Below are 14,595 nucleotides of genomic sequence, written 5' to 3'. Positions count from 1 at the left end.
TATAAACATACAACTAGAGTGATCAATATATTGGTCACTTTTTTTATTTGTCTTACTTTTGTGCGATGCGTTTTTTTAAAATAATTAGTGTAATTGTTGTTTTGCTGGTAGGTGCTTATGCGCTTTCTATGTACTATTTTGTGGAGGACAGTAAAAACTTTAAGATAGAAAAGGAAATAGATTATCCCGTGGATAAGGTGTTTCATCAATTCAATAATTTACAGAATTTCACCAGGTGGAATAATTTTTTCACAAACTCTCAATCTATTGACATTGATTATTATACTCCATATGAAGGAATGGGAAGTGCTATCAGCTATGTCGATCCTAAAAATGATAGAGATGGGGAGATGTTTATCAGATATGAAAATCCTAATCAAACTTTAAGATATCAGCTTTTCGAAGATAAAAATGAAAATCCAACTCTTGTAGATGTGAAATTCAAACCTGTTTCAGCTGAAAAAACGAAAATTACCTGGTACGTTCATACGCCTAAATTATCAGTTTTAAGAAGAGTTGAAAACTTCTGGACTGAAGATCGGTTTGCTGAGAATATTGATAAAAGTATGGCCAGTCTGAAAAATGTTTTAGGAAATAAAGTTGAAAAAGATAATCAAATGGCTGCAATTAAATATGACAGTCTGATGGTTGAAAATGAAGAAGAGAAACTATTATTGGGAATTAATGTAAGTACTTCCAATAAAAAAGATGCATTGTATAAAAACATAGTTATGAATTATAATAAAGTTTATAATTATGTAAGTATGGATTTGGGTAAAAAAGAAGATGAATTTGGATTTCCGATTTTACTTACCGATGCAGATAATTACAAGGATAAGGAAGTTTCTTATTTCCTGGGAATTCCCTTATCCAAAAAAATGGGAATTACAGATAATAACTTTAGTTTCAGATCTGTAAGTCCTACTCAAAATTATATCATTTACTACAAAGGATCTTATGCAGGAAGAGTAAAAGCTATTCAGCAATTAATCCAAAAAGCAAAGAAAGATGAAATGCGTTTTGGTGATATTCGTCAGGTTTTTATCGAACGCCCAATAGAGGATCAGGATGTAAACGTGAAGCTTTCCCTATCCGTCTACAAGTAAATTATTGAAAATTATGTCTTTTATGGTTTTTTTAAGAATCTGAGACTGTCCTAAGTCGGTTTTTTTTATTAAATTTGAGGATTAATTATACAAACAAATTTAAATAATAGATAAACTGTAATAATGGACAGATTTTCATTCCTAAACGCAGCTCATTCTCAGTTAATTGAGGATTTATACCAACAGTACTTAAAATTTCCGGATTCTTTAGAGCCATCATGGAAAGCCTTCTTTCAAGGCTTCGATTTTGCCTTGGAGAACTACGGTGATGAAGAAAACATCCAATATATTCAAGCTCCAGCGAATGCTGCCCCGGCAGCACAGCAAATATCTCAGGCGGTATCAAACGGAGAAGTTCCTGAGCACATCAAGAAAGAATTTAAGGTAGTAAACCTTATTGAAGCTTACAGAACAAGAGGTCATTTGTTTACAAAAACAAACCCGGTAAGAGAAAGAAGACATTACACACCTACTTTAGACATTGAAAATTTCGGTCTGAGCAAGGAGGATTTAAATACGAAATTTAACTGTGCTGTTGAAACAGGGATGAAAGAACCTGCAACACTACAGGATATTATCAAGCATCTGGAAAGAATTTATTGTGATTCTATAGGTGTTGAATATACTTACATCAACAACGTTGAAGAGAAAGATTTCATCAAAAAATGGTTACAGGTAAACGAAAACCATCCAAGTCTTTCAGCTAATGAAAAAACTGAGATTTTATTGAAGTTGAATCAGGCTGTAGCTTTTGAAAACTATCTTCATACAAAATTTGTTGGTCAGAAGAGATTCTCTCTGGAAGGAGGTGAAACATTGATTCCGGCTTTGGACCAATTGATCTCAAGATCTTCTCAGTTAGGAGTTGATGAGGTTGTTTTAGGAATGGCTCACAGAGGAAGATTAAATGTATTATCCAATATTTTTGGAAAATCTTACAAACAGATTTTCTCTGAATTCGAAGGAAAAGAATTTGAAGAAGATGTATTCTCTGGTGATGTTAAATATCACTTAGGATCTTCTAAAAAAATCAAAACAGCTTCAGGAGAAGAGGTTTCTATTAATTTAACTCCTAATCCATCACACTTAGAAACAGTGGCCGCCTTAGTAGAAGGGATCTGCCGTGCTAAAGTAGATGATAGATATGAGGGAGATTATTCTAAAATTTTACCAATTGTTATCCATGGAGATGGAGCTGTTGCAGGACAAGGAATTGTCTATGAAGTAGCACAGATGATGACTCTGGAAGGATATAAAACAGGTGGTACTGTACATATCGTTGTGAATAACCAGGTTTCATTTACAACAAACTATGCTGATGCAAGATCATCTACTTATTGTACAGATATTGCAAAAGTTACTGAATCTCCGGTAATGCACGTGAATGCTGACGATGCTGAAGCAGTAGTACATGCTATTCATTTTGCTGCTGATTTCAGAGCAAAGTTTGGAAAAGACGTTTATATCGATTTATTAGGGTACAGAAAATATGGTCATAACGAAGGAGATGAGCCAAGATTTACGCAGCCTAATTTGTATAAATTGATTTCTAAGCACCCTAATCCAAGAGAAATCTATAAAGATAAATTAATCCAGGACAGTATCGTTTCTAATGATATCCTTAAGAAAATGGAAACTGATTTCAAAGAACTTTTAGATAAGGACTTTGATGCTTCTAAGGAGATCGAGAAAAACGCAATGGATATCTTTATGTCTGATGACTGGACGAACTATCCAATTGCAAAAAGAGGAGCTATGCAGTCTCCTGTTGATACAAAATATGATTTAGCGAAGCTGAAAGAATTGGCTATTAAAATGTCTACGCTTCCAGCTGATAAGAAATTTATAAGTAAAATTACAAGACTTTTCGAAAACCGTGTTAAAGCGATTGAAGGAAACTCTTTAGACTGGGCTTTAGGAGAGTGGTTAGCATATGCAACACTACTTACTGAAGGTCATAATATCAGAATCTCAGGAGAAGATGTAGAAAGAGGAACTTTCTCTCATAGACATGCAGTAGTAAAAACTGAAGACACTGAAGAAGAATATGTACCATTAAAGCAGGTTTCTGAAAACAGATTTGATATTTACAACTCTCACTTATCAGAATACGGAGTTTTAGGTTTTGACTACGGATATGCAATGGTTTCTCCAAATACGCTAACGGTTTGGGAAGCACAGTTTGGAGATTTCGTAAACGGAGCTCAGATTATTGTTGACCAATATTTGGCAGCAGCAGAAGAGAAATGGAAAGTTCAAAATGGTTTGGTAATGTTATTGCCTCACGGTTCTGAAGGACAGGGTGCAGAACACTCTTCAGCAAGATTGGAGAGATTCTTAACACTTTGTGCAAATGAAAACATGGTGGTGGCTAATATCACTTCGCCAGCTAACTATTTCCACTTACTAAGAAGACAATTAAAATGGACTTACAGAAAGCCATTAATTGTAATGAGTCCTAAGTCATTATTGAGACATCCTAAAGTAGTTTCTCCACTAGAAGATTTTGCAAACGGAGCTTTCCAACCTATCTTGGATGATCCTACTGCAGATCCTAAAAAAGTAGAAAAAGTAGTTCTTTGTTCTGGTAAATTCTATTTCGAATTGCTAGCTAAGAAAGAAGAACTTAATGCTGAAAACATCGCTTTAGTGAGATTTGAGCAAATATATCCATTACAAACTGATGCTATTGAACAAATTTTCAGTAAGTACGAAAATAGAAAAGAATTAGTCTGGGCTCAGGAAGAACCTGAAAATATGGGGGCTTGGTCTTACATCTTAAGAAACTTCAGAGATACAGGAATTCAGGTAATTGCTCCTGTTCCAAGTGGTGCTCCGGCTCCAGGAAGTCACAAGATGTTTGAGAAAAATCAAAATGCAGTGATCAACAGAGTTTTTAATACCAATGATGCACCAACAAAAAGACCTGTTACAGCTTAATTAAATAATAATCAATTAAAAAATAAAAAATACGATATGTCAGTTTTAGAAATGAAAGTTCCTTCACCGGGCGAATCAATAACAGAAGTTGAAATCGCGACTTGGCTTGTGAAAGATGGTGATTATGTAGAAAAAGATCAACCAATCGCTGAGGTAGACTCAGATAAAGCAACTCTAGAACTTCCTGCTGAGCAAAGTGGTATTATTACTTTAAAAGCAGAAGAAGGTGAAGTTGTACAAGTAGGTCAGGTAGTTTGTTTAATTGATGTAGATGCTGCTAAGCCGGAAGGTACAGCTGCTCCTGCTCCTGCTGCAGAAGCTCCGAAAAAAGAGGAAGCTCCTAAAGCTGCGCCAGTTCAGCAAGAAGCTCCAAAACCAGCTGCACAACCTGTAGCTGCTGCTCAAACGTATGCGACAGGAACTCCATCTCCGGCTGCTAAGAAAATCCTTGATGAAAAAGGAATAGATGCAGGTCAGGTTTCGGGATCTGGAAGAGACGGAAGAGTGACTAAAACTGATGCTGAATTAGCTGCTGTTCCTGCAATGGGAAGTGTATCTTCTACAAATGGATCAAGATCTACAACGACAACTAAACTTTCAGTTTTAAGAAGAAAAATTGCTTCAAGATTAGTTTCTGTGAAGAATGAAACAGCGATGTTAACTACCTTTAATGAGGTTGACATGTCTGAAATCTTCAGAATCAGAAAACAATATAAAGATGAATTCGCTCAAAAACATGGAATCGGACTTGGTTTTATGTCTTTCTTTACAAAAGCGGTAACAAGAGCATTGCAAATGTATCCTGATGTAAATGCATCTATCGATGGAGATTTCAAAATAAACTATGACTTCTGTGATATTTCAATTGCAGTATCTGGTCCTAAAGGATTAATGGTTCCTGTATTGAGAAATGCTGAAGATATGACTTTCAGAAGTATTGAAGCTAATATCAAAGATCTGGCTACTAAAGTAAGAGATGGTAAAATCAGTGTTGATGAAATGACTGGTGGTACATTTACTATTACAAACGGTGGTACTTTCGGATCTATGATGTCTACACCAATTATTAACCCTCCTCAATCTGCGATCTTAGGAATGCACAACATCATCCAAAGACCAGTTGCTGTAGATGGACAAGTAGTAATCCGTCCAATGATGTACGTTGCTATGTCTTATGACCACAGAATTATTGATGGAAAAGAATCTGTAGGATTCCTTGTAGCAGTAAAAGAAGGTATCGATAATCCTGTTGAAATATTAATGGGTGGTAACGAAAGAAAAGCATTAGAATTATAAATTTTAAGAAAATTATAATATAAGTTACAATCTCGCCTTAAAAAAGGCGAGATTTTTGTATTTATTTAATCAAATATAAAGTGATGTTCTCAAAAATAACTTCCAATATCAAAGTTTCAGTTGTTCCTGAATATGATAGTAAAAACAGTTACCCCTCTGAAAACCGTTATGTTTTTAAGTATAATATTACAATAGAAAATGATGGTGGTTTTCCTATAAAAGTTCTGAAAAGAAAGTGGTTGATCTTCGACGTAGGCTTTGGATATACAGAAATTATAGGAGATGGGGTCATAGGATTAACTCCTGAGATCTCTACAGGTGAAAATTTCGGTTATTTCTCTAATGTGATGTTACGTTCAGGAGTCGGAAATATGAGCGGAAAATACCTCGTTAAAAACATGGATACCCAGGAAAGCTTTGAAATAGATATTCCAAAATTTAATCTATTGTCAGAGGTCTTGAGTAATTAGAGCTGTTTAATCTTAGTTCTCAAGTAATCATGAATTTCTTCATTGCTGCTAAGAAATAGCTTTTCAAAAGCCAGTAAAGAGATTTTAGCACAGGCTTCTGCATCGTCTCCGGCTCTGTGGTGATTGAAACTGATCTGATGGTATTCAGACAGGTGTTTTAATCCATATTTAGGAAGGTAATTCCATGATTTTTTTGCCAGTTGAATACTGCATAAATAATTGAGCTTTGGTGTAAACATTCCGTAATGGTTAAGACACCCTCTTAATACTCCTGCATCAAAGCTTGCATTGTGAGCAATCATCAATGTGCCGTACATCATTTCTTCAACCTCATACCAGATCTCATCAAAAGTGGGTGAGTCCTTTACATCTTCAGGGACGATACCATGAACTGCTACATTAAATTTACTAAAATAAGGAAAGCTAGGTGGCTTTATGAGCCAGGTTTTAGTTTCCACAATTTGAGAATTTTGTACGATACAGACTCCAAGTTCACAAGCCGAGCTTCTATCATTAGTTGCAGTTTCGAAATCAATTGCACAAAAATCCATTTTGAAATATAAGTTGTGAGTTAAGAGCTATAAGTTATGAATTTAAATTTAATATGAATTATTCCTAATTAAAGAAAATGTTTGAAAATAAGCCATTTACTTTGATAAAATGTGCTTATTTGTCGGTTTTGACGTAATTTCCATGTTTGTGGAAGTTGTGCATAGAAACCAAAATGAGCTCTTACAACTGCCCAGAGATGAGGGAATCCATTTTTAAAACCAAAATAAATACCTGCAATACCATCTAAACAAAGTCGAAAGAAGATAAGCCAGATAAGCTGAGGGAAAGGTAGATTCTTGAGCATCATCGAAAGGTTATTTCTTATATTTAAATAAGTTTTCTGAGCGCTTTGTTTATTCAGAGTACCTCCTCCTACGTGATAAACTGTAGATTGACCTGTATAATATATTTTCTTTCCGGTATTAATTAACCTCCAGCATAGATCGATCTCTTCCTGATGAGCAAAGAACCTGTCATCGAAACCTTTTTGTTCCCAGAAATCTTTTGAACGGATAAAAAAGCAACATCCAGAAGCCCAGAAAATTTCTGTTTCATCGTTGTACTGGCCTTTGTCTTCCTCTACATCATCAAAGATCCTTCCCCTGCAGTAAGGATATCCAAGATTATCAATTAACCCACCTCCTGCACCGGCGAATTCAAAATATTTTTTGTTAGTGTAGGATAGAACTTTAGGTTGGATAGTCGAAATTTCTAAGTCTTTTTCAAATATATTCAAGACTGGATCTATCCAGTTTTCCGTTACTTCAACATCCGAATTGAGTAGGCAGTAATATTCAGCTTGAATATTCTTTAAACCTACATTGTATCCACCTGCAAAACCATAGTTTTTATCATTTTTAATGATTTTTACTATTGGGAATCGACTCTGCAAATACACTATTGAATCATCTGTAGAAAGGTTATCGATTACATAGATGTCTGCATTGGAAGAAAAACGAACAACGCTTGGTAGAAATTTTTCAAGCCAGTTTTTACCATTCCAGTTTAATATAACAACTGCTAATTTTTTTGACATCTAACCTATATTTTTTCTGAATCAAAGTTTTTAATAGAATCTTTATACTTCCATTTTCTATGTGACCAAAGATAATTATCAGGACGCTTATGTAGGGTGTTTTCTAATAATTTATGGAACTTTTTTACTACTTCATGTTCAGTGAATTTTTCTCCATCCGGGTAAATTCTATGATAATTAACCTGATAAAATCCACGTTTTACTTTTTTCACCTCACAATAGATGAAGGCCAGATCCATTCTTGTGGCTAGTTTATCATAACCAACAAAAACCGGTGTTTTCTGATCAAGAAATTCTAACCCATAATTTACATGTGAAACATGTGGAGTCTGATCAGCAACAAACATATAAATTGAGCTTCCATCATTTTTATTTCTGAAAATATTGAGAATAACTTCATTGGCTTCCAACGCTTCATTGCCAAATTTGTTTCGAACCTTTTTCATTTGTTTTTCCCAAAATTCACTGTTTACTTTCCGGTATACAGGATGGCAATGATCTTGGGGGACAATTTTTGCTAATGCATTTATCCACTCCCAGTTAAAGACATGCCCGGCTAATAAAATAATATTCTTTCCTTCATTCTTAATTTCATGAAATACATCCTGATTGATATGCTGCATTCTTACCCTAGATTCTGTTTCCGAAATACTAAAAGATTTTACAGTTTCTACCAGGTAATCAGAAAAATTGAGATAAAACTTTTTTCTGATATCTGCGATCTCTTTTTTTGATTTCTTAGGGAATGAGTTCGTTAAGTTTTGAGTGATCACCTTCTTTCTATATCCGACGATATAATAGTTCAAAAAGAAAATAATATCCGAAAAAATATATAATATTTTTAGCGGGAGCTTAGAGATCAGGTATAATATCTTGATGAGGAAATTCATAAAACATGCAAATTTAGTAATAATAAAAATATGGTTCTATTTTTGCTTGTAATAAGTATTATTTTTTTACTTTTATGTTATGAAAAAATTGTCAATAACAGCTTTCCTGATTGTAAGTACTTTTGTTTTTTCTCAGGAAACAAAAATAACTCCTGATGCCAAAAATTCAAGAGATAAGGCGTTGTTGGTAAAGACTGATCACGCAGAACTGGATGCTAAGAAAAAAGCAGCTGAGGAAAAAGCTAAACTACCTAAGCCTTATGACCCAAAAGCTGATGCACAAAAAGATATAGATAAACTTGTTGCACAGGCAAAAAAGGAGAATAAAAATATTATGATCCAGGCGGGTGGAAACTGGTGTATCTGGTGTTTGCGTTTTAATCAGTTTGTACAAACTACTCCTGAGTTGAAACAATTAGTAGATAAGAACTATTTATACTATCACCTTAATTTTTCTCCGGATAATAAAAATGAGAAAGTTTTTGCTCAATATGGGAATCCTGGAGATAAGTTTGGCTATCCGGTGTTTATTATTTTAGATAAAAATGGTAAAATGATTCATGTTCAACAGAGTGATGTTCTGGAGCAGGATAAAGGCTATAGCTTAGAAAAAGTGAAAGAGTTCTTTAATCAGTGGACTCCAAAATCATAAAATAAAACCGAGAATTTTCTCGGTTTTTTATTTTTATAAAAGCTTTTTAATCCAGCTTAGCTTTTTATCAGAATAGGGTGGATATTTTATATTGGGTTCACCCCAGGTTACTTTTTCCAATATTGATTTTTGATGTGAAAAGGTTTCAAAACCATACCGTCCATGGTAATTCCCAATACCTGAATTTCCAACTCCACCAAAAGGTAAATTGTCATTGCTTAAGTGCATCACTACATCATTTATACAACCTCCACCAAATGATATTTTTTGCGTGAAAGCCTCTTTCTCTTCTAAATTGTCAGTAAATAAATAGGCGGCAAGTGGTTTCTCCAGATCGGTAATACTAAGCAAAATTTGATTAAAATTGGTAAAAGAAATGACAGGTAAAATTGGTCCAAAAATCTCTTCCTGCATAACATTATCTTCCCAATTGACAGCGGTTAAAATAGTAGGTTCTATATAGAGATTTTCCTCATTGTAATTGCCGCCAAAATAAATTTTTTCTTTATTGATAAGCTGTATAAGACGCTGGAAATTTTTCTGGTTGATAATTCTTGTGTATTGATCGGAATTGGGTTCATACTTAAATTCTTTAATGTATTTTCTCAGCATTTCCAGAAACTGTTCCTGAACAGATTCCTCTACCAAAAGATAGTCGGGTGCTACACAGGTCTGCCCGGCATTTAGAAATTTTCCCCATACAATCCTTTTGGCCGCAACTTCCAGATTAGCATCTTTAGTAACTATAGCAGGTGATTTTCCTCCCAACTCTAAGGTTACTGGAGTTAAATGTTCCGCAGCCGCTTTATAGATAATTTTGCCAACCTTGGTACTTCCTGTAAAAAATATTTTATCGAATTTTAGACGTAAAAGGTCTGTTGTTTCATCAATTCCGCCTTTATAAACATAGATGTATTCTGAAGGAAAGTTTTCATTGATGATTTTAGACATTACATTCATTGTATTTCCGGCGATTTCACTGGGTTTTAAAATACAGCAGTTTCCTGCTGCCAAAGCTGCAACTAAAGGAGAAAGTGATAATTGATACGGATAGTTCCATGCCCCGATTACAAGAATACATCCCAGGGGTTCCTGATGAATTTTACTTTTTCCTATCTGATTAGCGAGGTTTGTGGAGACTTTTTTAGGTTTTGAAAGTGTTTTCAGATTTTTTAAATAATAATCAATGTCTTTTAAAACAAAAGAAATTTCTGTTGTAAAAGTGTCAAATCTTGATTTTCCAAAATCGCTCTCAATTGCACGATATAAAAGCTCTTCATTTTGAATAATAAGTTCTTTTAACTTTTCAAGATACATTTTTCTAAATTTTATATTTTTAGTTTTATGTGTTTTGAAAAATGTTTTTTGACCCGCTATTATTTCCTGAATTTTCATACCTCAAATTTTAGGAAACAATGCAAATTTATTGCCTAAAATATTACATGATATTTCTGATAGCAATTTTAACGGGGTGATATAATAATAGGAGCAAGGCTGTAATAAATGCCAGCCAGAATAATCCAGTGAATATTTCCATATTAGACAGTAAAATAGCCTGAGAGGTGATTTTAGCTTTAAATGCTCCTGCTGTCAGAGATAATGACTCATTGATTGGTAATTTAGAGATGTTAGTTCCAAAGATCTGATTCCATTGGGAATAAAAAACAGGATTTGTATCAGTTAGGTTATAACTTAAGCTGTCAGAGTGTTTTAAAGTTAAAAACAGCATTAAATTTTGCATCAAAGCATATCCTATAGCTGTTGTCCAGAATCGGGTAGTAGTCCCCATAGCAGTGCCATTAGCAACAAAATCTTCTGGAAGACCGGCTATTAAAAAAAAGACAAGCGGAGTAAATAATAAACCTTGAGCAATTCCCTGTAAAAATAAAGGTGGGCAAATAGTGGAGAGCGTAGTGTCAGGATAAAAAGTGTAGGTAAACCAAGCACAATCAATCGCTAACAAGAGAAATCCAGTGAAAAATACGATTCTTGAAGAAATGCCTTTCATCAGGCAGATTCCTGATAAAAATACACCTATAAGAGTTCCTGCAACATTCCAGTATTGAACATCAACAATATAATCCCAGGGCCATTTCCAAACAGTAGCCATGATGCTGTAGACATTATTTAATCCGGAACGTATCAGGTAAAAAACAAAAAATAAGATCATCCCGGCAATTACATTTTTAGAGTTTAATACTTCAAAATGGAAAATCGGCCTTTTAGAGTTTCTCTGTTTTAGGATAAATAGTCCTCCGGATATTAAAAAAGTGAACAAACATAAAATAATGGTCTCAGATTCAAACCACATCAATCGTTTTCCGTAGATAATGGCATAAGCTCCAGATTGCAGACAGGTCCATAGTAAAAACCAACTTGTAATATCTAGCTGGTATAAAGGTTTTTTAGGGAAAAATCTGTTTCTGTTAAACAAAGCGATACCAATGATCAAAACAAAAATGTGAAAGTAGACAATCATTAAAATCATGTGCTTGAAATCATAATCCTGGATACTTGATTTTAATAAAGAGGTGGTCACTGTTCCACCGGTCAGCATGATGGTATACATGAAAAGATAAGCGATCACTTTGGCATGTTTGGTTTTCAATTCTGCTATGATCAGGGGCAAAAATATAGCACCTTCCAGAAGTCCGAAAATTCCTTCCAGAAATCTGATAACAAGAATTACATGATAGTCGTTGGTTATTGATAAAATATAAAGGATAATTACAGAGATCGAAGACATCAGTAAAATATAATATTTAACGCTAAAGTAGGCCATGAATCGCTGTAAAACTAAAAGGGTAACCACAAATGTCCCGTACATCAAAATCAATAAGTATTGGATGTCATCCGGATCTACATCCATAAAAGAGGATGTGAAGGCACTATTAGAATGTAGAATAGATAATAACATCAGGTGGGGAAAAAGCGCCAGAATAAGAAGCGGCAATTTCAGCCATTGTGGTACCCATTTATAATAAACTGAATTATGTTGCATTTTTTATAGTATAAAAACGGAAAGGCAAAAGCGCATGAAATGTAAAAGTAAAAGGTAAAATGGTAAAAATGCTTAAAGAAAAAACTCGCAAATTCACGCTTTCGCAGTTTTACCTTTCCGTTAAATATTTATAGTTGTTTAGATGTTTGGCAGCAGGAACTAGATGAATAATTATTCTCAAATCCGCGGTTTTACAGTTTTCTGGCACTTACCAAAACATTCATTCCAGAAAGTAGTTTTTCATTGTCATGGTTATGATCAAGAATAATTTTCACAGGAAATCTCTGTTCTATTTTCACAAAATTTCCGGTAGCATTATCAGGCTTAACCAAAGAAAACTGAGAACCTGATGCAGGAGATATGGAGGATATTTTTCCTTTAAATTTAATATCAGGAAAAGCATCTGCCTCAATGACTACTTCTTGTTTTTGATCAATTAGTCCTAACTGAGTTTCTTTAAAATTGGCAATGATCCATTTTTCCTTACTTACGATTTGAACCAAAGCCTGTCCTTCTTTAATTAATTGCCCTTCCTGGATTGTTTTTTTGCCAACCCATCCATCATAAGGTGCTGTTACCACGGTGTACGATAGGAATAGTTTAGCATTATTAAGACTCGCTGAGCTTTGTTGAATCTGGCTTTTTGCTGGAGCAACTTTTGTTTCCTGTTCATTTGCACCGGCTCGTACGGCATTTTTTTGCTGTTCTAATGCCATGAGATTAGCTTTTGCCTGATCATAAGAAGCTTTTATATTCTCAAACTGTTGTTCAGTTGCTGCGTCTTCTGCTACCAGATTTTTATATCTTTTAAAATCCTGTTCAGTTCTCCAGATATCAATTTTCGCGGAAGCTATTTTAGCATCAATAATCTTGGTGTCACTTTCTTTAGTATTTACACCACTCTGGATGGTTGTAATATTTTCTGAATTAGCATGAAGATTGGCTTCAGCAATTTTTACCTGGTTGATGAATTCACGATTATCAATTATGATTAAAGTATCTCCTTTATGTACAAACTGATTTTCATTGAATCGTACGGTTTTAATAAAACCCGAAACCTTACTTGAAACAGGAGTGATGTATTGTTCAATCTGCGCATCATTTGTCGTAACATTTTTTCTTGAAAAAAGATAAAAACTTACCATTCCCGTAATTCCGCTTATGATGAGAATCCAGGCTAATAAAGTAATCGTTTTGTTGATCCTTTCTTCTTTTTTAGTCAATTGCTTCTTATTCATAATTTTTATAAGTTTCCGATGGTATATTGAAGTTGGTAATATTTTAATTGTCTGTTGATCTTCACCGAAATAAGATTAGATTGGGTTTCCAGATAAGTATTATCTGCATCAATAAGTTCTGTAATCAAGCTTAATTTGTTGGCATATTTTGTTTTGACTATACGATAGTTTTCTTTAGCCTGATTAATAGCTTCTTCCGCTATTTTTACTTTTTGATCGGTCTCTTCGAATTTTTTATAAGCTTCATAAACAGAATGTTTCAACCCCTCTTCCTTTTCTTCGATCTGTAATTTCGCCAGATCTATGTTTTCCTTTGCTTCCTGCATTTTGTATTTGTTCTTATATAGGCTTTCAATAGGATAGATGAGATTGACTCCAATCATGCCTAAACGATAAGCATATGGCTCTGGTGGAAAGAACATCATATTGGGATATTTAATGAAATATTCTCCTCCTGCCGTGATCTTTGGTAGATAATTTGCCTTTACGTTTTTTTGATCCAGTTCTTTTAAAGAAAGATTTTTCTTTGTAATTTCTATGTTTTCATTTTTAACCAATGCTGTTGCCGTTAATTCGTTGATATAAGGGATTTCCGCATGATCAGAAACAAGGTCATCAGTATTGGTATGTATTTCCTGATTGTCCGGAATAAAAAGAATTGTTTTTAATTGATGTTCGGCTATTTGGATATCATTATCAAGCTCTGTCCAGCTCATTTTGTGATTGGAAAGTTGCAGAGAAGTTCTCAATACTTCATTAAAAGTAACAACCCCGTTAGCCTTTAAAGCTTTTACCTGTTTGATGTTTACAGAATCTTCCTTCATTTTTTCATTAATAAGATCCTGTTGTTCCTTTAAATGATGGATTTGCAAAAAGGCAGTGATGATTTCCATTTTAAGTTCTCTTTCATCGAGCTGGGTTTTCAATGTTGAAATTTCAGTGTCAATAGATGCTTTTTTCTCTGTATTTTTAATTCTTCCACCCATATAAACGGGAATAGATGCTGAAAGGGTGAAATCATACATTCCATTGATGACATCATATTTAGTAGCTTTTCGAAACACACCATTTTCATGTTGAAAAAGGTTGGATACCTGATTGTAACTAGTGTGAAACTCAATATCCGGGAGTTTTTCCATTCTGAGATCTTTCTCTTTGGTTTCAGACATGGTTTGTTTAAGATGGCTGATCAGAATATTTTTATTATTCTTTAAGCCCAATTCTATAGCTTGTTGAAGACTGAGGTTTTGGTAATTGATCACTTGTGAGTGTAAGAAACTGCTTATCAGTAATAAGCACAACGCAATCCAGTGATATCTGCGCGTGCTAAATATCATTTTCATAAATTAATTAAAGGTTTTTTGCTAAATTGATTTTGATACTGCAAAGGTACGAGCTGTCTGCCTGGACACTA

Annotated in this window: 12 protein-coding genes; 5 read left to right on the top strand and 7 right to left on the bottom strand. The window is 34.1% G+C overall.

Annotation, left to right across the window (positions count from 1 at the left end):
• The first annotated feature begins 65 nt into the window (after positions 1–65).
• From AC3WRL_RS11960 to apaG, 4 genes are all read left to right on the top strand, one after another.
• Positions 66–1,106: an SRPBCC domain-containing protein gene (locus AC3WRL_RS11960; protein WP_492330356.1), complete on the top strand. Its 1,041-nt coding sequence runs from the start codon at positions 66–68 to the stop codon at positions 1,104–1,106.
• Between the two features lie 123 nt (positions 1,107–1,229).
• Entirely contained in the window at positions 1,230–4,046 is a 2,817-nt protein-coding gene (locus AC3WRL_RS11955) for a 2-oxoglutarate dehydrogenase E1 component (RefSeq protein ID WP_492330355.1), read from the top strand.
• A 36-nt stretch (positions 4,047–4,082) separates the two neighbouring features.
• Positions 4,083–5,342 carry a 2-oxoglutarate dehydrogenase complex dihydrolipoyllysine-residue succinyltransferase gene (odhB, locus tag AC3WRL_RS11950; RefSeq protein WP_214824259.1) on the top strand — a complete coding sequence of 420 codons (1,260 nt, stop codon included), beginning with the start codon at positions 4,083–4,085 and terminating at the stop codon, positions 5,340–5,342.
• An 83-nt stretch (positions 5,343–5,425) separates the two neighbouring features.
• Positions 5,426–5,812, top strand: coding sequence for a Co2+/Mg2+ efflux protein ApaG (gene apaG, locus AC3WRL_RS11945; RefSeq protein WP_251040435.1), 387 nt, complete (start codon positions 5,426–5,428; stop codon positions 5,810–5,812).
• On the opposite strand, the gene AC3WRL_RS11940 is transcribed toward apaG, so the two are convergent.
• The 3 genes from AC3WRL_RS11940 to AC3WRL_RS11930 form a co-directional block, all read right to left on the bottom strand.
• Entirely contained in the window at positions 5,809–6,363 is a 555-nt protein-coding gene (locus AC3WRL_RS11940) for a 3'-5' exonuclease (protein WP_261512424.1), read from the bottom strand. The genes apaG and AC3WRL_RS11940 overlap by 4 nt on opposite strands.
• 68 nt (positions 6,364–6,431) lie before the next feature.
• Positions 6,432–7,400: a glycosyltransferase family 2 protein gene (locus AC3WRL_RS11935; RefSeq protein ID WP_492330354.1), complete on the bottom strand. Its 969-nt coding sequence runs from the start codon at positions 7,398–7,400 to the stop codon at positions 6,432–6,434.
• Between the two features lie 5 nt (positions 7,401–7,405).
• Positions 7,406–8,290, bottom strand: a complete 885-nt coding sequence (locus tag AC3WRL_RS11930) for a lysophospholipid acyltransferase family protein (RefSeq protein ID WP_214824277.1) — start codon at positions 8,288–8,290, stop codon at positions 7,406–7,408.
• Between the two features lie 79 nt (positions 8,291–8,369).
• Here AC3WRL_RS11930 and AC3WRL_RS11925 point away from each other — a divergent pair, with 79 nt between their 5' ends.
• Positions 8,370–8,942 (top strand): thioredoxin family protein, encoded by a 573-nt coding sequence (locus tag AC3WRL_RS11925; protein WP_261512423.1) that lies wholly within the window; start codon positions 8,370–8,372, stop codon positions 8,940–8,942.
• Between the two features lie 33 nt (positions 8,943–8,975).
• Here the strand turns inward: AC3WRL_RS11925 and AC3WRL_RS11920 are convergent, their stop codons facing one another.
• From AC3WRL_RS11920 to AC3WRL_RS11905, 4 genes are all read right to left on the bottom strand, one after another.
• Positions 8,976–10,337 carry an aldehyde dehydrogenase gene (locus AC3WRL_RS11920; protein WP_492330353.1) on the bottom strand — a complete coding sequence of 454 codons (1,362 nt, stop codon included), beginning with the start codon at positions 10,335–10,337 and terminating at the stop codon, positions 8,976–8,978.
• Between the two features lie 43 nt (positions 10,338–10,380).
• Complete coding sequence (locus AC3WRL_RS11915) at positions 10,381–11,943, bottom strand: MFS transporter (protein WP_492330352.1); 1,563 nt, start codon at positions 11,941–11,943, stop codon at positions 10,381–10,383.
• A 191-nt stretch (positions 11,944–12,134) separates the two neighbouring features.
• The gene (locus AC3WRL_RS11910) at positions 12,135–13,181 is read right to left on the bottom strand and encodes an HlyD family secretion protein (protein WP_214824289.1); all 1,047 of its coding nucleotides are present in this window, start codon (positions 13,179–13,181) and stop codon (positions 12,135–12,137) included.
• Positions 13,182–13,186: 5 nt separating this feature from the next.
• Positions 13,187–14,524 (bottom strand): TolC family protein, encoded by a 1,338-nt coding sequence (locus AC3WRL_RS11905; protein WP_492330351.1) that lies wholly within the window; start codon positions 14,522–14,524, stop codon positions 13,187–13,189.
• Between the last annotated feature and the right edge of the window lie 71 nt (positions 14,525–14,595).

The organism is Chryseobacterium sp. FW101-FHT12H09, from assembly GCF_058790395.1.
The sequence above is the reverse complement of the archived record's forward strand: the minus strand, read 5'-3'. Positions and strand labels throughout refer to the sequence as shown.

What these genes read in the sequence shown, in the direction of transcription:
- AC3WRL_RS11960 (WP_492330356.1), top strand. Translation starts at nt 66, where the DNA reads ATGCGTTTTTTTAAAATAATTAGTGTAATTGTTGTTTTGCTGGTAGGT.
- AC3WRL_RS11955 (WP_492330355.1), top strand. Translation starts at nt 1,230, where the DNA reads ATGGACAGATTTTCATTCCTAAACGCAGCTCATTCTCAGTTAATTGAG.
- odhB (WP_214824259.1), top strand. Translation starts at nt 4,083, where the DNA reads ATGTCAGTTTTAGAAATGAAAGTTCCTTCACCGGGCGAATCAATAACA.
- apaG (WP_251040435.1), top strand. Translation starts at nt 5,426, where the DNA reads ATGTTCTCAAAAATAACTTCCAATATCAAAGTTTCAGTTGTTCCTGAA.
- AC3WRL_RS11940 (WP_261512424.1), bottom strand. Translation starts at nt 6,363, where the DNA reads ATGGATTTTTGTGCAATTGATTTCGAAACTGCAACTAATGATAGAAGC.
- AC3WRL_RS11935 (WP_492330354.1), bottom strand. Translation starts at nt 7,400, where the DNA reads ATGTCAAAAAAATTAGCAGTTGTTATATTAAACTGGAATGGTAAAAAC.
- AC3WRL_RS11930 (WP_214824277.1), bottom strand. Translation starts at nt 8,290, where the DNA reads ATGAATTTCCTCATCAAGATATTATACCTGATCTCTAAGCTCCCGCTA.
- AC3WRL_RS11925 (WP_261512423.1), top strand. Translation starts at nt 8,370, where the DNA reads ATGAAAAAATTGTCAATAACAGCTTTCCTGATTGTAAGTACTTTTGTT.
- AC3WRL_RS11920 (WP_492330353.1), bottom strand. Translation starts at nt 10,337, where the DNA reads ATGAAAATTCAGGAAATAATAGCGGGTCAAAAAACATTTTTCAAAACA.
- AC3WRL_RS11915 (WP_492330352.1), bottom strand. Translation starts at nt 11,943, where the DNA reads ATGCAACATAATTCAGTTTATTATAAATGGGTACCACAATGGCTGAAA.
- AC3WRL_RS11910 (WP_214824289.1), bottom strand. Translation starts at nt 13,181, where the DNA reads ATGAATAAGAAGCAATTGACTAAAAAAGAAGAAAGGATCAACAAAACG.
- AC3WRL_RS11905 (WP_492330351.1), bottom strand. Translation starts at nt 14,524, where the DNA reads ATGAAAATGATATTTAGCACGCGCAGATATCACTGGATTGCGTTGTGC.